Origin of the sequence: Vibrio salilacus, assembly GCF_002811245.1 — a bacterium.
Taxonomy (GTDB): domain Bacteria; phylum Pseudomonadota; class Gammaproteobacteria; order Enterobacterales; family Vibrionaceae; genus Vibrio; species Vibrio salilacus.
Window position 1 is genome coordinate 1 of the sequence record NZ_NIVQ01000039.1, and the last position, 18,167, is coordinate 18,167.

Annotated in this window: 16 protein-coding genes; 6 read left to right on the forward strand and 10 right to left on the reverse strand. The window is 43.6% G+C overall.

The genetic code is table 11. The annotated features are described in order from the left end of the window. Positions 1-244 precede the first annotated feature (244 nt). Together CDZ87_RS15860 and CDZ87_RS15865 are read right to left on the reverse strand one after the other, a co-directional pair. Positions 245-751: a DUF3087 family protein gene (locus tag CDZ87_RS15860; RefSeq protein ID WP_100754396.1), complete on the reverse strand. Its 507-nt coding sequence runs from the start codon at positions 749-751 to the stop codon at positions 245-247. Between the two features lie 297 nt (positions 752-1,048). Beyond that, positions 1,049-2,242 carry an acetate/propionate family kinase gene (locus tag CDZ87_RS15865; RefSeq protein ID WP_100754397.1) on the reverse strand — a complete coding sequence of 398 codons (1,194 nt, stop codon included), beginning with the start codon at positions 2,240-2,242 and terminating at the stop codon, positions 1,049-1,051. 432 nt (positions 2,243-2,674) lie between these two features. Between CDZ87_RS15865 and cueR the strand changes: the two genes are divergently transcribed. Then, positions 2,675-3,061 carry a Cu(I)-responsive transcriptional regulator gene (cueR, locus tag CDZ87_RS15870; protein WP_100754398.1) on the forward strand — a complete coding sequence of 129 codons (387 nt, stop codon included), beginning with the start codon at positions 2,675-2,677 and terminating at the stop codon, positions 3,059-3,061. A gap of 5 nt (positions 3,062-3,066) precedes the next feature. Here the strand turns inward: cueR and CDZ87_RS15875 are convergent, their stop codons facing one another. Further along, positions 3,067-3,501 carry an RNA-binding S4 domain-containing protein gene (locus CDZ87_RS15875; protein WP_100754399.1) on the reverse strand — a complete coding sequence of 145 codons (435 nt, stop codon included), beginning with the start codon at positions 3,499-3,501 and terminating at the stop codon, positions 3,067-3,069. A 105-nt stretch (positions 3,502-3,606) separates the two neighbouring features. Between CDZ87_RS15875 and CDZ87_RS15880 the strand changes: the two genes are divergently transcribed. Further along, positions 3,607-4,413, forward strand: coding sequence for a substrate-binding periplasmic protein (locus CDZ87_RS15880; RefSeq protein WP_100754400.1), 807 nt, complete (start codon positions 3,607-3,609; stop codon positions 4,411-4,413). A gap of 402 nt (positions 4,414-4,815) precedes the next feature. Beyond that, on the forward strand, positions 4,816-6,099 hold the full coding sequence (locus CDZ87_RS15885) for an insulinase family protein (protein WP_157806484.1): 1,284 nt from the start codon (positions 4,816-4,818) through the stop codon (positions 6,097-6,099). 31 nt (positions 6,100-6,130) lie between these two features. Here CDZ87_RS15885 and yejF read toward each other — a convergent pair whose 3' ends face one another. The 6 genes from yejF to CDZ87_RS15915 all read right to left on the reverse strand — a co-directional run bounded on the left by yejF (position 6,131) and on the right by CDZ87_RS15915 (position 14,156). Then, positions 6,131-7,726, reverse strand: a complete 1,596-nt coding sequence (gene yejF / locus CDZ87_RS15890; RefSeq protein ID WP_100754402.1) for a microcin C ABC transporter ATP-binding protein YejF — start codon at positions 7,724-7,726, stop codon at positions 6,131-6,133. Between the two features lie 2 nt (positions 7,727-7,728). Further along, the gene (locus CDZ87_RS15895; RefSeq protein ID WP_100754403.1) at positions 7,729-8,769 is read right to left on the reverse strand and encodes an ABC transporter permease; all 1,041 of its coding nucleotides are present in this window, start codon (positions 8,767-8,769) and stop codon (positions 7,729-7,731) included. After that, on the reverse strand, positions 8,769-9,857 hold the full coding sequence (locus CDZ87_RS15900) for a microcin C ABC transporter permease YejB (RefSeq protein WP_100754404.1): 1,089 nt from the start codon (positions 9,855-9,857) through the stop codon (positions 8,769-8,771). Before CDZ87_RS15900 ends, CDZ87_RS15895 begins: the two co-directional genes overlap by 1 nt. 12 nt (positions 9,858-9,869) lie before the next feature. Then, positions 9,870-11,690 carry an extracellular solute-binding protein gene (locus tag CDZ87_RS15905; protein WP_100754405.1) on the reverse strand — a complete coding sequence of 607 codons (1,821 nt, stop codon included), beginning with the start codon at positions 11,688-11,690 and terminating at the stop codon, positions 9,870-9,872. 226 nt (positions 11,691-11,916) lie between these two features. Beyond that, positions 11,917-12,435, reverse strand: a complete 519-nt coding sequence (locus CDZ87_RS15910) for an NUDIX hydrolase (RefSeq protein ID WP_100754406.1) — start codon at positions 12,433-12,435, stop codon at positions 11,917-11,919. 77 nt (positions 12,436-12,512) lie between these two features. Further along, complete coding sequence (locus CDZ87_RS15915) at positions 12,513-14,156, reverse strand: methyl-accepting chemotaxis protein (RefSeq protein WP_422641436.1); 1,644 nt, start codon at positions 14,154-14,156, stop codon at positions 12,513-12,515. A gap of 337 nt (positions 14,157-14,493) precedes the next feature. Here CDZ87_RS15915 and CDZ87_RS15920 point away from each other — a divergent pair, with 337 nt between their 5' ends. After that, positions 14,494-15,492 (forward strand): 2-hydroxyacid dehydrogenase, encoded by a 999-nt coding sequence (locus CDZ87_RS15920; protein WP_100754407.1) that lies wholly within the window; start codon positions 14,494-14,496, stop codon positions 15,490-15,492. Between the two features lie 110 nt (positions 15,493-15,602). On the opposite strand, the gene CDZ87_RS15925 is transcribed toward CDZ87_RS15920, so the two are convergent. Then, positions 15,603-16,589, reverse strand: a complete 987-nt coding sequence (locus CDZ87_RS15925; RefSeq protein WP_100754408.1) for a sugar-binding transcriptional regulator — start codon at positions 16,587-16,589, stop codon at positions 15,603-15,605. A gap of 448 nt (positions 16,590-17,037) precedes the next feature. Here CDZ87_RS15925 and tal point away from each other — a divergent pair, with 448 nt between their 5' ends. Further along, positions 17,038-17,988, forward strand: a complete 951-nt coding sequence (gene tal / locus CDZ87_RS15930) for a transaldolase (RefSeq protein ID WP_100754409.1) — start codon at positions 17,038-17,040, stop codon at positions 17,986-17,988. Positions 17,989-18,082: 94 nt separating this feature from the next. Then, positions 18,083-18,167: hypothetical protein (locus CDZ87_RS17595; protein WP_216639392.1), on the forward strand; the 85-nt coding region annotated here is incomplete at its 3' end.

Genomic DNA, 18,167 nt, shown 5'->3' on the forward strand with positions numbered 1-18,167 from the left:
CTAAATGTGATCGTCAAATCGATCATTGATTTGATTAAAAAATGTTCGCGATCTCGCCCTGGACTTCGAACAGGCAATAAGTGACCTTTGGGCTTTGGCGTTGGTCAGTAATCGTTTGAAAATATTCTTTGAAGTGGTCAATGTGCATGATGCCCTCCCGAAAAAGGGAGTATATGATCACAGCTAAATGTGATCGTCAAATTGATCATGAGTTTGATTAAAAACGTTCGCGATCTCGCCCTGCCTAAAACGACTTTAGAATCTCCGAACGAAAACCTGAAATATCTATTATAATGCCGTGCTCTTGAGCCCAGTCATCGAGTTCTCTTTGAGCGCTTTCCAAGCTATTTAAAGTCAGAGTGTTGTCGTCTAATTGCCAAAGCTGGCGAGATCCTTCATAGCTAAACTGAAGGGCTAACATCGCATCGGCATTACCCGCTTTTGCCGCAGCTTTAAGCACTCTGTTCTTACGATAAATTAAGTTCAGCGCCTGTTTGAGATCCCAAACATACGATACTTCACGCATTTTCGGATGTGTTTTTAACTTAACTAACGTCGCCACCAGTCCTATTGCGCTTACCACGACACCGAGTAGGTTCCAATGAAAGTGAGAACCAGATTCTGATGGAAAAACATAAATTAGCGCTTGAGAGATTGCCAGACTAGATACCGCAAAAACAGCGATACACGATACAATGACGACATTCAAACGTGAACGGTATAACTGCTTGTCGATTTTTTGTAATTTCATCAATAATCCATTGCTATGAGTTGATTAACATTACTCAACTGGTTTTAAAGTGCTTTCGATTATACCTTTAGCCACAGATCAAATAAGAGCTAATTGGTTACAAAGAGTGTGATATGAGAAATCAGCGAAGGTGAAGATTGCCAGAGTGTTACTCAATTTCATCTTATACATCTTAATCGAGAAGCATAAAAGAGGCCTTGTCGCTATGCAACAAGGCCTCAAAGAAGAAGTTAGTCATGCTTAACTTACAAGCATAAGTCACTTGGTCTCATTTTAAAATATTTTAGTATTAGTAACTTAAAGCAATTCTACCGACTGTTGGGCAATAACGTATTCTTCATTAGTCGGGATAACTAACGCTACCGCGTTGAGCATCTCAGATTTTGCGATGACCCCCGCAGCGCCAAAGCGTGCAGCTTCATTACCTGCCTCATCTTCAACGAAACCAAGCAGTTTAAGGTTGTTTAAGATCTCGCGGCGAATTGGCAGTGCATTCTCACCGATACCACCGGTAAAAATGATGCCATCTAACGAATCTAATGCCGCAAGATAGGAAGCGACGTATTTGGCGACACGGTAAGTAAATACCTGAAACGCCAGCGTCGCCCCTTCGTGGCCCTGCTCCATCGCATCTAGAATACCGCGAGCATCACTTGTTAAACCAGACACACCTAAGAAACCAGACTCTTTATTGAGCGAGTTAAACACCTTCTCCTGAGACCAGCCTTTCTTAAGAAGGTACTCAATGATACCAGGGTCTAAGTCGCCACAACGTGTACCCATCATTAAGCCAGACAACGGAGTGAAGCCCATCGAGGTATCGATACTCTGGCCGTCTTTAATTGCACAAACCGACGCGCCATTACCAAGGTGGACAGAGATAAAGCTCGATTTTTCTACTGGCTTATTGATCATTTTTGCTGCTTCACGGCTAACAAAATAGTGGCTTGTACCGTGGAAACCGTAACGACGTACTCCTAGCTCAGTGTACAGCTCTTGTGCAATCGCACCAGTAAAAGCTTTTTTCGGCATGGTCTGATGGAAAGCGGTATCGAACACAGCAAATTGTGGTAGTGATGGGAAAGCCTGCATAGCGGCTTTAATACCTTTAGCACCGGCTGGGTTGTGCAGCGGCGCTAGATCAGAAAGACTCTCGATTTCAGCCAAGACTTCGCTATCAATACGAACGGTGGAAGTGAATTTTTCTCCACCATGAACGATGCGGTGACCTACGGCAACAATATCTTGGGTCAAATCTAACGTCGCTATTAAATCGACGATCCGATTAATGGCGTGCTGATGATGATTGTCCGGGGCGTTTATTGCCTGCTCGGTTTTCTCGCCTTGGTATTTCCAGCTAATGACCGCTTCGGGCAAACCAAAGCATTCACCTAAGCCGCTCACAATTGCTTCTCCTGATTGTGAATCGATGACTGCAAATTTTAACGATGAGCTACCAGAGTTGATAACCAGCACAAACGCGTTCGACATGGGTATGTTCCTGTTTCAGACGACAATGTTTTGAAGCTAATGCTTCTGTTGTTTTGTTGATACCATTATTCAATATTTTTTGAATGTTTCAACTTTTATTAGAACATTTAAACAAATCAAGCAAACTTTTGTTGATCTAACGCAAACGAAGATTTAGTTCAACCCGTGAAATTAATCACAGTGTTAACAGTCGTTGTTGATGCATTGATTACAACGCCGTTGTACTTATCGGAAAATGGCCAATCGGTCGTCGTTACTACCTAGATAGAAACCTAAACCTATCTGTACAAAATGGACATTTAGCCACCAGCACTCTCCTATAGCCAATGGGGAGGCTTTTGTTACGTCACTTAAAAACATTGTCATTGTTTTTCGTTATATCTATCGATATTCTAATTATCGATTAGAGAAACCGTGACAGAGTCCGAAGCCATGAATATTGGTGAGATTGCAAAATTAACCGGGTTATCGAGTAAGTCGATTCGTCTATATGAAGAAAAAAAAATCATCACTTTCCCGCAACGCACCGAGTCGGGCTATCGAGTTTACACACAACAACATGTGGTTGAACTCAAGCTGGTATCGCGTGCTAAAAGTGCAGGTTTCTCATTAATTGAATGTAAAGAGTTGGTTCAACTCGCTCAGAACCACAATCGAAAAAGTAGCGAAGTGAAAGCCAAAGCAAAAGAAAAACTGCGTGAAGTTGAACACAAAATTGCTCAGCTTAAAGAGATAGAAACCCAACTTAAATGCTGGGTTTCTGCATGCCCGGGGGATTCTGGTAGTCAATGCCCCATCATTGAAGAACTGACTAAATGAAGCGCTTAGAAAAAGTCGATAGACGCTCGACCGTTGCCTTTCTTTTTGTTTAAAGAACTTGTCGATTCTTCATCGCTAGCCACATTGTTCGGATCGTGTTTGGCTGGTTGTGTTTCTACATGTTTAGTTGGCTGTGTTTCTACAGAAGTTGAAGTTTGAGTTTTATTGCTCGTCTCACTCACTGGTACGTCACAAACAACAACATAGTATTCCTGATTGAACTCGAAAAAATCCCCATCATAAAGTTTACGACGCTTACGTGTTTCAAGCTCGCCGTTCACCGCCACGTATCCTTCCGCAATAAGATGCTTTGCTTCACCACCACCACCGACTAAATTGGCAATTTTAAACACTTTGTACAATTCAATAGGTTGAGATGATACTTCGATCCCGATCGCTTCGATCTCAATCTCTTCGCCTTGTTGATGGTCTTCAGACATAAGTTACCCTAAATGAAATGTTCACAAAAACGTGAGTCTAATCTCTTAAGTGTGATTAATAAACTAAAGTTAACAATAAAAGTAGAAAAAACGCTGAGGAACGGTATGTCAAAATGGAGCCTTTTGTTGGTATGGTCTATTTCTATGCTCGATAGTGCCTTTGCCTATAACCCCAAGGTCAATGTCACCATATATGGTGATGATGCTTACCCACCCTACAGTTATGTTCAAAAAGAGAAAATTAAAGGCATTTATGTCGACATTCTTTCCGCAGCATTTACTCGTATGCCAGATTATTCTGTCACTATCGAACCTCTTCCATGGAAACGAGGCCTGAAAATGCTAGAAGTCGGAGAAGGGTTTGCACTTTTTCCACCCTACTATTATTCAGACCAACGCCCATACATTTCTCCTTATTCCGAGCCCATTTTAAAAGAAGAAGTAGTGGTTATGTGTCGCCCTGAAACTATTACTAACAGACGCACAGAGAACTGGCCTGCTGACTACCATGATTTGACTATTGGCGTGAACGAAGCGTACGCACTTGGAGGTAATGCATTCTGGCAAGCGATTGCACAAGGCAATATCTTGCTCAAAGAAGCAAAGAGTAATCGAGCAAGTATGACGAACTTATATAAACATCGTATCGATTGCTATATGAATGATCGCCTCTCGATTCTTTGGGAGCTAAAATTGATGAAAGACGAAGGTATCATAGAGCAAGATTGGACACCCGTGATTGCTACATCGGTTAGCAGCGAACATGGTTACTTAGGTTACACCCATGACCCAAACAATCGCTTTCACTTCAAAGAGGATTTTGTTCTCCGCTTTAATCAAGCACTAAAAGCAATTAAAGCTGACGGCACGATGGACAACATTTTGGATGCGTATCGCCAAGCTTACAGGTAGCTACTACATTCATGTCGCAGTCAATTAACCGTATTACTCCTAACCCAAAGGTCGAGCGAATCGATCACATCGATGTCCCTCAAGTCGCACCCACGGGCTTATCTAACGAACAAAAACTGGCCATGGATATTAAATTTAATGCTTTGAAAAAGCATCGTGTCTCACTATTAAGATACATTCATTCCAAGCATAATTCCGGTTGACTAATTGGCTCAATTTGTAGAAAATTCGCGCAAATTATTCAAAGCTGTTCTATTGCTACGCGCAATATTTTTGAGTGTTTCGATGCCCGCGTTTCTTAATCAAGGGCTTCTTAATCAAGGATAGATACAAACACTCCTCTCGTTAAACCGAGAGTTATGGACATGGAATAAACACCAATCTATGTTTACGGAGAAAAATGTGTCTAAATCCCTACTAACTGCTGTTGTTGCAGCGACCTTATTGTTTACACCTGCAAGCTTTGCCTATGATAGGCCAACGACATGGTACGAAACTACCGATATCAGTATGCCATCAAACACGACCAGCGCGAGCCTTAATAATGGTCTACGATACGTAATTTTACCCACCAGCCGCTCATCTGACGAAGTGTCTATCCGTATTCGTATCGGCTCTGGCGTGGATCAAGAGCCTCAGCTTCAGCCAGTCGCTCGTGCTCTGGCGATTAATACCGTAGCTGGTACTGATTGGCACGCGATCACTGACTCCAATCAAACAGTATTCAGTATTGATTTACTCCACGCAACTTTCTCTCAAATTGAACAAAGTATGACCGCGATAAAAAACGGTCTTACGAACAAATCAACCGTACTCGATAGCCAAGAATTACTGAAACGTGCTCAATCTGTGCTGACAGACAACAGCCAAGTTGCTGACGATATGCTAACAGCACGAAAAACAACACGTGCATTTGATGTACAAAGTGCCGATGCACTAGATACCGATGCTCTAAGTCGTTACCAAACTCGTTACTACCAGCCGAATAACATCAGCGTGGTAATTACTGGTGGTATTAAAAATCGCGAGATTATTCAGCTTATGACTAAACAGTTTGCAAGCTGGCAGCCTAACCACAATGTGAAGCCGATTAACTTAGCCGAACAAACAAGTGCCATTACACAAGTGCAAGAGTTCATTACGGATGATTCTCTCGCATTACTGACGATTAAGCCTTTAGGCTCCGGCGCAGATAGTAAACAACAGCGTAAAGACATACTTACGGCATTACTTGCTAATAAGTTAATTGAACAACGCATTGCCAAAGCACTCGAACAAGAGCAATCAACGGCAAGCGTCAACGTTGATCATGAACGTCTATTTAGCCAACAACTTGTCAGCCAAATTCGAGTGACTGGTCTTGCTGCAGGTGAAGCTGACAAAGCGCAACAGCTCGTCAAAAACGAAATTCGCCGCGCTGTTGCCGCAGGCTTTACCCAAACAGAATATGAAATGATCGTCAGTCAGGTACGTGAACAACTGCAAGGAAAAACTCGTCTAAATAATAGCCATTACTCTCGCGACCAAGCTGAGCGTATTGTCGCCGCCATCAATCAAGGAATGGTTTACACTGACCCATCGTACGATTTAGATTTGCTTAATTTCCATGTTGCCCACATGAATGAATTTGACATCAGTGACGTCTTTGAACAACTATGGGCCGAAGACAAAGTACGCCAGCTTTAAGCCAGAAAAGTCACTCAAATGAGTGACTTTTTTATTCCACTGTAGAGAGCTCAACTAATTGACGGGTATAGGGATGAGAAGGTGAATGGAATAGCGCTAAGGTATCGCCTTGATCCACCACCTCGCCTTGCTTCATAACCATTGTATAATGGCACAAAGATTTAACGACGTTCAGATCGTGGCTTATAAAGAGGTAAGTTAGCTGGTATTTTTGCTGTAAATGCTTGAGTAATTCCAACACCTGTACCTGTACTGTTCTATCGAGTGATGACGTTGGTTCATCGAGCAAAATAAACTCTGGCTTCAGAATTAATGCCCGAGCGATCGCAATACGTTGACGCTGACCCCCAGAAAATTCGTTTGGGTAACGATGACGCGTCTCTGGCTCAAGACCGACTTCTCGCATCACCGTGCAAATTTTGTTGTCTATTTCAGAGTCCGAAAGCGTTTGATGAACACGTAAACCTTCACCGATGACTTCGGCAACGGACATGCGTGGATTAAGCGCAGAAAAAGGATCTTGAAATACCACCTGCATTTTGCTGCGAAAAGGCAGCATCGCTTTCCTATCCAACCCTTGTAGCTCACTCGATTGATAAGCAATTGAACCTTCTGAATTAACCAATCGAAGAATCGCCATACCAGTCGTCGATTTTCCTGAGCCACTCTCACCAACTAAACCAATCGAATGACCCCGTTTTAACTCAAAGTTCATATTGGTCACGGCCTTGATGTGAGAGACAACACGTTTGAAGATTCCCCCAGTGATTGGGAACCAGACTCTGAGGTGAGACACACTGAGCAAGATTGACGGCTGACACGTCACTTCAACGGGCAAGCCTTTAGGGTCAGAATTAATCAATTGCTGAGTATAAGGGTGGCTAGGGGCAGAAAAAATCTGCTGACACTCGCCGGTTTCAAGCAACTGACCATGTTGCATTACGGCCACTCTATCGGCAATTCGTTTGACGATACTTAAATCGTGAGTAATAAACAACATCGCCATTCCAAGCTCTTGTTGTAGCTGTTTGAGTAAATCAAGAATTTGCGCTTGAACCGACACATCAAGGGCGGTGGTTGGCTCGTCGGCAATCAATAATTCGGGCTCATTTATCAGCGCCATCGCTATCATCACCCGCTGCCTTTCTCCCCCTGATAACTCATGTGGATACGATGCGACTTTGTATTCTGGGTTACGAATACCCACTTTATTGAGCCATTCCACTGCATGTGTTTCGGCGGCTTTTTGGCGCATACCACGGTGGATCGCTAGTGTTTCAACGAGTTGTTTACCAATTTTATGTAGCGGATTTAACGACACCATGGGTTCTTGAAAAATCATACCTATTCTATCACCGCGAATGCCTCTGAGTTGGCGTTCTGAACATGACAAAATGTCCTGACCATCAAACTCAATGCGCCCATTAAGGTAATACGCCGAGCCTTTAGGTAGCAATCTTAAAATCGAATTGGCGGTGACTGACTTGCCGGATCCACTTTCGCCGACTAGGGCCAAAGTTTCACCGCGATTGATCGTCAATGAAACGTTGTCTGTGACTTTCTCAATGTTGGTTTTGCGACCAAAACCAACACTCAGATTATTAATGGTCAATATAGGCTGGTTCATGATTACTTTCCTTGATGATGGGGGTCAAATGCATCACGAACCGCTTCACCAATAAAAACCAGTAAAGTCAGCATAATTGATAACACAATGAAGGCTGAAAAACCCAACCAAGGTGCCTGTAAATTAGCTTTACCTTGGGCCAATAACTCGCCTAAGGATGGCGAACCGGCGGGTAAACCAAAGCCTAAAAAATCAAGTGAAGTTAAGGTGGTGACCGAGCCGGAAAGAATAAACGGCATCATAGTTAATGAGGCAACCATCGCGTTGGGCAGCATATGTCTTAACATAATTCGATTGTCGGAGACCCCCATCGCTTGCGCAGCTCGAACATAATCAAAGTTGCGGCAGCGCAAAAACTCTGCTCGTACAATCCCGACCAAACTCATCCAACTAAAAGCCACCATGATCCCAAGTAACCACCAGAAATTTGGCTCAACAAAACTAGATAAAATAATCAGTAGGAATAGAGTCGGCATCCCAGACCACACCTCGATAAAGCGTTGTCCAAACAGATCAAACCATCCACCATAATACCCTTGGGTTGCCCCAACAATCACACCAATCACACTTGAAACAAGAGTAAGAATAAAACCAAACAACACCGAGATACGAAAACCATAGATAACCCGAGCGAGCACGTCGCGTCCTTTGTCATCCGTACCAAGCCAATTGACACTGTCCGGCGCGGAAGGAACCGCCCCCTGAATATTGAAATTTATTGTATCGTAACTAAATGGAATGAGCGGCCAAACGATGGAACCTTTTGCTTCAATCAGTTCGACGACATAAGGGTCAGTGTAGTCTGCTTCTGTTTCGAACTCGCCGCCAAAACGTGTCTCGGTGTACTGAGTTGCAATCGGGAAAAACCATTGGTTATCGAAGTGAATAAGTAATGGTTTATCATTGGCAATCACTTCAGCAAATAGACTGACAACAAACAGCAGTGAGAACATCCACAAAGACCAAAAACCGCGTTTATTGGCCTTAAACCTTAACCATCGGGCTTCATTCAGCGGATTACGGAGTGTTTTTCTCAACAACATCAACGTGCCTCAAAATCGATTCTTGGGTCCACCCAGGTATAGGTAAGATCGGAAATGATACTCAAAACAAGCCCAAGTAACGTCATAATATAAAGCGAGCTAAATACCACGGGATAATCTCTTTGAATCGTTGACTCAAAACCAAGCAAGCCTATTCCCTCTAACGAAAACATCACTTCAATCAGCATTGAGCCAGTAAAAAAGATACTAATAAAGGCGGCAGGAAAGCCGGCAATAATAATGAGCATGGCGTTACGAAAGACATGTTGGTACAAAATGTCGCGTTCATGGAGCCCTTTTGCTCGCGCTGTTACCACATATTGTTTATTAATTTCATCCAAAAATGAGTTTTTCGTCAACATACTTAATGTCGCAAACCCTCCAATCACCATCGCGAAAATAGGCAAGGCTAAGTGCCAAAAGTAATCAATGATCTGTTGGTGCCACGTTAACTGGTCAAAGTTGCTCGACACTAAACCGCGCAGCGGAAACCAACTGAAATAATTGCCACTTGCAAACAAGATGATCAAAATGATTGCAAACAAAAAACCCGGGATCGCATAGCCGACAATCACTACCGCACTTGACCAAATGTCAAAACGACTGCCGTGATGAATCGCTTTAAGAATGCCAAGTGGTATAGATATCAAGTAAATGATTAACGTGCTCCACAAACCTAAAGAAATTGAGACTGGCAACCTGTCTATAATCAGATCGATAACATTGCCGCCTTTAAACAAGCTCTCGCCAAAGTTAAAAGTCGCGTAGTTCTTCAGCATGTCGAAATAGCGCTCATGCAAAGGCTTATCAAAGCCAAACTGGATCTTTATTGCCTCAACGACTTCAGGATCAAGTCCTCGAGAGCCTTTATATCCGCTTGCTTGAGTTTCATCGCTGACACTCAAATCGACTTCATTACCGCCACCAGCAAAGCGTTCCATAATTCCCGAGCTATGGCCTTCAAGTTGAGCGATTGCCTGCTCAACCGGTCCACCTGGTGCAATCTGAATGATAAAAAAGTTAATCGTGATGATCGCCCACAAAGTCGGGATCACCAATAACAAGCGTCGAAATATATAGGCAGCCATTGAGGTTCCTTTCTAGCGGCGTTTTTCAGGCAGTAACTGGGCTTTTTGCTCAGAAATCCACCAAGTATCAGTGCCTAAATCGTACTTAGGTAATATAGCTGGACGTTCGAATTTATCCCACATAGCCACCCGATACTGGCCTACGTACCATTGTGGAATAATATAAAAATTCCATTGCAACACGCGATCTAATGCACGGCCGAGCGAGATAAGCGCTTGAGGATCTTTTTGGTGCTTTGATATTGCCATAGTCAAATGATCGACCACAGGATCGGTAACGCCTGCGGTGTTATAGGTAGAGTCAAGGTAATTTGAATTCCAAACAATCATCAAATTTGGGCTTGGGTAAGCATTGGCAGAATAGGCTGACGACACCATATCAAAATCACGATCTCGTAAGCGCTTAATGTACTGAGTGGTGTCTACTGTGCGGATCTTCATCTCAATCCCCATTCGGGCAAAGTTCTTTTGTAATGGGATAGCGATACGTTCCGTTGTTGGGCTGTAGATAAGCAGCTCAAAAGAGAGGGGTTCTCCCGTCTTAGTGTTGGTCATCTGTTTGTTTTTCAGCTCCCAACCCGCTTGCTTAAGTAACTTAAACGCCACTCGCATTTGACTACGAATACGACCAGAGCCATCGGTTACCGGAGGTTGAAACTCTTCACTAAACACACGTGGTGCAAGCTGCGCTTTGAAGGGTTCGAGTATGGCGAGCTCGTCAACTGAAGGAGTTCCTTTCGCTTCATACTCGGTATTTTGAAAGTAGCTTCGTGTTCGCGAGTACTGGCCATAGAACATATTGCTGTTCATCCATTCAAAATCCATTGCGTACGTTAACGCTTCGCGCACTTGAGGATTGCTGAATATATCTCGCTTAGTATTAAAGACAAACGCTTGGGTGCTTTCCGGCTTTTGATGTGGGATTTCTTGTTTGACGATATAGCCTTTATCGAAATTACTACCTGTGTATGAATTTGCCCAAAATTTAGCTGAGTTTTCAAGCCTAAAATCAAATTCCCCGGCTTTAAAGGCTTCAAGCATGACAGTGTCATCGCGATAGTAGTCGTACTGTTTTTGCTTAAAATTGTTACGCCCAACGTTAACTGGCAAATTTGCAGCCCAGTAATCATCAGCCAAACTGTAGGTCACACTTTGACCTGGTTTATAATCTGTAACTTGGTATGCCGCACTGCCTATTGGTGGTGTAGATAAAGGCTCTGACAGGCTTTTATCTTGCCAAAAATGCTTGGGTAAAACGCGAGTACCTTGAGCAAAACTGAACATTTTCTCACGGTTTGGCTTCGCCATATCAATTCTCACCGTAAGATCGCTTTTAGCTGTTACAGATTTAATATCTTGATAGTAAACACGATATTGAGGCACACCCTCGGCCATAAATTTATCAAAGGTAAACTCCACATCATGGGCAGTGATAGACTTACCATCATGAAAGCGTGCCTTGGGATTGATGTCGACTTCAAGCCATGTGTAATCATCCGAATAGCGCACTTTTTCTGCAATTAAGGGGTAATATGCGTCGACCTCATCACTCGGAGAGTACATCAAGGTGTCATAAAGCTCACCACTCGCGGCAGCAGATACTCCGCGCGATGCGAAGCGATTAAAATTATCGTAAGTGCCTACCTGCCCATAAACAATTTTGCCATACTTTGGGGCGTCAGGATTAACATAGTCAAAGTGGCTAAAGTCTTCGCTATATTTAGCCACGCCGAAACCAACCAGTATTTTGGTTTCGATAACTTGCGCATAAACCGTAAAATTTGCGCTTGATGCAATAAGCCCACCCAACAGGATGCGCGACAGTCTGTTCATATCCTAATCCTTCAGTCGTTAATCTTGTCCATGAGATCTTATACTACAAATTAATATTAATAATTCAATTAGTTGGATAAGTATAGAAGCGAATCTACCGATTAAGCCAGCAAGATCACAAATGAGCCGCGAAAACCACTAACTAAGATAAGTCCAGTAAATAAAAACAACCGCAATAATATACTTAGCCAATAAAAAGCCTGCACGTGATGGCAGGCGTTTACGCTTAAAGCAATTCCTTGGCGACTAAATGAAGCAGGAAGGTTTCTCGTTCGATGCTTAAGCCTTTTTTAGGACTCTCTGCAATCGTTTTCTCATTATACGCAATGGCAGCGTGGATATTCATCCATACCGCTTTCATACCATTTTTAATTTCGTAATCTTCGTAGTTAGTGGCGCCCAGCTGACGAGAGATTTTGCAGGTATAGCAATATGAAATCATATGTACCACATCCGCATCGTCTTTGTACCACGGCCGAAACTCTTCATAGAGACCGAATGGTTTAATCCCATGAATATTTTGCGCCCCTGTTTCCTCTTCTAATTCACGCACCATCGCCGCAATAATATCTTCGCCTTGATCGATACCACCTCCTGGAATGGTGTAATCATGGTAACGCTCAGTATAAAGCAGCAGGATATCTTCCCCATCAACCACGATTGCTCGCGCCGCATCGCGCTTAAAAATGCTTTTATCGTCTAAATGGTCAATGTCTGGATGGACCGCTGTTTTTAGATGTCTCATATCAGTCGCTATGTTAGGAATTTGAGCGCGATTCTAACACTAGCCACCACATCGAATCCAATCGGTAATTGCCTAATCTAAGCCAACTTGAAGCGATTGATCATTCCCATCAGGTTCTCCGAAACTCTACGTAACTCTTTACCCGAACTCGCCATCTGCGCAGACTCTTGGGAAACCGATGTTGCCATATCACTAAGACTAACGACATTGCGATTAATATCATTCACCGTAACGGTTTGCTGCTCTGCCGCCGTCGCAATGTGTTGTGCCATCTCCTCGATAGTGTGAACCTCTTGATTGATAAGGTTAAGCGACGCTCCTGCTTCTACTGACAGTTGTGATGCTTGGTTGGCCTTATCTGCCCCTTGATTCATTACGGTCACTACATTTTGCGCCCCTGCCTGCAGCTTCTCAACGATGTTTTGGATCTCTACTGTCGATTCTTGAGTTCGTTGTGACAAGGTTCGTACCTCGTCCGCAACCACTGCAAATCCACGCCCTTGCTCGCCAGCACGCGCCGCTTCAATCGCCGCGTTTAATGCCAGTAAATTGGTTTGCTCGGCAACACCGCGTATCACCTCAAGCACAGTATCGACATTGTTAGCATCGGCAGCTAATTGCTGTACAACCGCAACGGCTGAGTTGATTTGTTGAGCGAGTGCGTTTGCTTCTGTGACATTTTTGTCGACAATTACCTGGCTGTTTTGCGTCTCTTTAGCCGCTTGTCGACTAGCATCATTAGATTCTGATGTCCGGCTTGCCACCTCCTCAACCGTAGCGAGCATTTGTGTCATCGCCGTTGCTAGCATATCGACATCGTTTTGCTGTTGGTTCAAGCTATCATCGATATGATGGACAGAATCTGACAACTGCGCAGCGGAAGCGGAAACCTGGGTTCCAGAATCGGAGATATTCAACATAATCGTTTGAATAGATGCGACAAACTGATTGAAGTAACGCGCTAAGTAAATCAGTTCTTTACTGCCTTCTTCAGCTAATCGTTGCGTTAAATCCCCCTCACCTTGAGACAAGGTTTGCATCGCTTTTAACGTGCGCTTAAGCGGGGTGATAATGGTTTTAATGAAATAGGCCACCACTAGCGATAACACGAGCAGAATACCTGCTGCATATGTGATCGAAGCAATTTCTGAACGATACATGTCTGCTTCTAAGGCCTTCATATTCATACCCGAACCCACCATCCAGTCCCAAGGCTGAAACAGTGCTGCATAGCTGGTTTTAGGATCCAACGCTTGTTTGTCTGGATTTTGCCAATAGTAATCAACGAATCCACCGCCATTCCTCGCGACTTCGTAGAGCTGTTTAACAAAATAGCGCCCTTCACTGTCTTGCAGGTTCATGATGTTTTCGCCAAGCAAAGACTGCACGCCTGTCGCAAGTTGAACCCCACTGCTGTCACCGATGAATATATAGTTATCACCATCAAATCTCATTGCACTGATTGTTTTTATCGCTCTGGTTTTAGCGACGGGTTCACTCAATTCACCATTAAGCATTTTCTGGTGATAATAACTAAGAACACCGAGCGCACTTTCCACCATTGTCGTGACACCTTGTTGGTAGTTTTCACGCATATGCTCACGAGACTTATCAATATTAAGCAAGGTATTGGCGAGTAAACCTATCGCAAATAAACCCAAAATAGACCATGCCCTCACGGCAATAGAGACCTCTTTGATTCTTGTCAGTAAAATATCCATATTTATATTCCTAGCCATTATTTACTTACTGGCCAAACTCACAGTGACAAGCAACTAATCACAATTCGCTCAGCAACTACAATTGATAAAGTTAGCAGTAAAATGAATAGTTTGAGTGGTAATTACATAAATTAACTATCACTGTATTGTTGATGATAAAAACATCATCGTAACTCATTAATATTATGGGATTGGCTGTATTTTAGGCGACATATTATTTTGTGGCTTTGCTGCATTATAAAGGTCCTTCTAGCCACATTAAAATCAGGGTTTATTTTCTGTTTAAATAGGTATTCAATAGAGCGGTTACTCTCCCAACAAATCTTTGAGAGGTTTTATGATAGATGTCGCTGTGTTTAGTTCAAAATCTTACGACCAAACATCGTTTTTAAAAGCAAATGAGGCGGTTGGCCTCAATCTTCATTTCCATGAATTTTCACTTACGGGTAAAACAGCAAAAATGGCTCACGGTTGCCAAGTGGTCTGCGCATTTGTTAACGACGACCTAAATGCTGATGTATTGCAACAACTGGCGGAACAAGGCGTTAAACTCGTTGCAATGCGCTGTGCAGGTTTCGATCGCGTTGATCTGGATGCAGCCCAAAAGCACCATATCCAAGTAGTTCGTGTGCCCGCTTATTCTCCCGAATCCGTCGCAGAACACACCGTAGGTTTAATGATGAGCTTAAACCGACGCTTTCATAAGGCCTATCAACGCACTCGCGATGCCAACTTTAGTCTTGAAGGATTGGTTGGCTTCAACTTTTATGGCAAAACCGCAGGCGTAATCGGGACCGGAAAGATTGGCATTGCGACAATGAGAATACTCAAAGGGCTTGGCATGAACATTTTGTGTCATGATCCTTTTGAAAACCCGGTGGCCCTTGAGCTTGGTGCAACCTATTGTACCAAAGAGCGCTTGTTTAACGAGAGCAATGTCATTACCCTTCACTGTCCAATGTCCGATGAAAACTATCATCTTCTGGATGAAGCGGCGTTTAACCAAATGCAAGATGGGGTAATGATCGTCAACACCAGTCGTGGTGGCTTACTCGACTCTGCAGCAGCGGTTGAGGCCCTTAAACGAGGACGCATTGGCGCACTTGGGCTGGATGTGTATGAACATGAAAAGGAGCTGTTCTTCCAAGATAAGTCCAACGATATTATTGTCGATGATGTCTTTCGCCGCTTGTCGGCGTGTCATAACGTTTTGTTTACTGGGCACCAAGCGTTTTTGACTCATGAAGCATTGGGTAACATCGCCGACACTACTCTGCATAATATCTCTAGCTTTGCGAAAGGTGAAACGTCAGGAAACGAAATCATCAAGCTATAGTTTGACTATTTCTATCGAGCCATAAAACGGCCCTAATGACGGGCCGTTAAAGGATAAACACTTTATTACTAGTATTTTTATGGTGAGTGTCTTATACCAATGACTTAAACTCATTTAGCATCCAATTGCTCATCTAGGTTCAACACCGTTAATGCATTACTGACACTGGTCGCAATGACATCAATTACCCCCGTTCTCAGTGCACCAAGCAGCGCCAATGGCTTGCTGTTTTCTGCTGCAATGGCAATGACTTGCGAAATAGGCCTGAACTCTTCTAGCCCCAATCCAATGACTCTGTCACTCATCACTGTCACCGCAGATTGACCGTGAATATCAAAAAAGTCGTAACCAGCAAAATCACCGACCACACCTTGTCGCATTCGAGACTGAACAACTTCATCTGCAGTAAACCAACCGAGATCAACCATATAACTGTTTTCACTCATGTCGCCAATACCGACTAAGGCAACATCGGCTTTACGAGCGAGATCTAACGTCTGTTTAACGGTCGCATTTTGCATAAAGGCGAGCTTTTGCTCACGGTTCTCGGCATATGCAGGTGCATAGAGGGTCTCTGAACTACCACCGTAGCTTTTTGCGAACTGGCGGCAAATATGATCAGCATTAAACATGCCTCCTCGGGGATGGATACCACCGATACCACAAACAAATTTGACGTCTCGTTGGGGGATAACACCGGTATGATGTGCAACGGCGGAGACGTTCCTCCCTTGGCCAACCGTCACTACGCTGCCATTTTGTAATGTACTTGCCATATATTTAGAGACTAAACCTGCGACCTGGAGACGCTGCTGCTCTTCACTTGGCTGATCAAGCGCTACGAGCGCGCGCTTCACTCCAAATCGTTCAACAAGCCTCTGTTCTATCTTGGCACTGAATACGGGATGATATTTTACTGTTATCTCAACAATCCCTTCATCACGAGCCTGCTTAAGCATTCTTCCGACTTTGGCACGAGATACAGCGAACTTTCTTGAAATCTCTTCTTGCGTTGCGCCATCTTGGTAGTAGGCGACCGCAATTTCCGTCAATAGGTCAGCGTTGCCATCAGAAATTTCGTTTTGAGTTTTGTTCATACTGTTATCGTCTCAGCTAAATTTACGCACGTTACATATGCTCATCAACGTAGCATATGTCATCACCTGTTTGATTGCCAACATTTGCTCATCTTCGATACATTTTCTCAGCCAAGCTTTTGCAATTAACCATCGAGGGCTAAGCCTTGCTATCACTTGGCAAACGTTTAGTTCAGTATGTTAGCGTCGACGAATAAAAAAATAGTTGATGAACATCACTATAACCTTATTTCTACGATTGACTTTTTGCGTCAGTAAGATAATTATGGGGCCATCATTTACTCAACGTAAGAGCAAATGTTCACAACAAATGCTCACACGCTGAAGAATTCCGGTCAGTTGACCGTCTGAGCTGAATACTTGTACAAGACGATTAACTACCTCGCTTGCAAATGCACTATGCACGTCTACAGTTTTCACGTGCAGCCCATTAAATAGGATGATCGAAATGAGCAACAAATTAGAGCAACTTCGTAAACTAACGACCGTAGTCGCGGATACTGGTGAAATTGAAGCTATCAAGAAATACCAACCAGAAGACGCAACCACTAACCCATCTCTGATTCTAAAAGCGGCTCAAATTGCAGAGTACGCACCGCTTATCGACGCCTCCATCGAATACGCAAAATCTCAAAGCAGTGACAAAGCACAACAAGTTCAAGACACTTGTGACATGCTAGCGGTTAACATCGGTAAAGAAATCCTAAAAACCATTCCAGGCCGCATCTCAACTGAAGTTGATGCACGTCTTTCTTACGACACGGAAGGTAGCGTTGCTAAAGCTCGTCAATTAGTAAAAATGTACAACGACGCTGGTATCACCAATGACCGTATTCTGATCAAACTTGCGTCAACTTGGGAAGGTATCCGTGCGGCTGAAATCCTAGAAAAAGAAGGCATCAACTGTAACCTGACATTGCTATTCTCATTCGCTCAGGCGCGTGCATGTGCTGAAGCTGGCGTATTCCTGATCTCTCCTTTTGTCGGTCGTATCATGGACTGGTACAAAGCGAAAGAAGGCCGTGATTTCGAAGCTCAAGAAGATCCTGGTGTTATCTCTGTTGCAAACATCTACAACTACTACAAAGAGCACGGTTACAAGACCGTTGTTATGGGCGCAAGCTTCCGTAACATCGGCGAGATCCTAGAACTTTCTGGCTGTGACCGTCTAACTATCGCGCCTCAACTTCTTGCAGAACTAGAAGCAACAGAAGGTGAAGTGGTAGAGAAACTAATTGACTCTAACGGTACTAAAGAGCGCCCTGCAGCAATGACTCACGCTGAATTTTTATGGGATCACAACCAAGACCCTATGGCGGTAGAAAAACTAGCTGAAGGCATCCGTAACTTCGCTGTTGACCAAGGCAAACTAGAAGAGATGATCGCAGCTAAGCTGTAATCACTACCCAATAATTAAAGAGGAACGAATGTCGTTCCTCTCTTACATCTATTACTAACGAATTTTTCATTTCGAATCTATTTTGGAAGCAATTATGAATCGCAAACATCTAGCTAACGCTATTCGTGCCCTAAGCATGGACGGTGTACAACAAGCTAACTCTGGCCACCCAGGCGCCC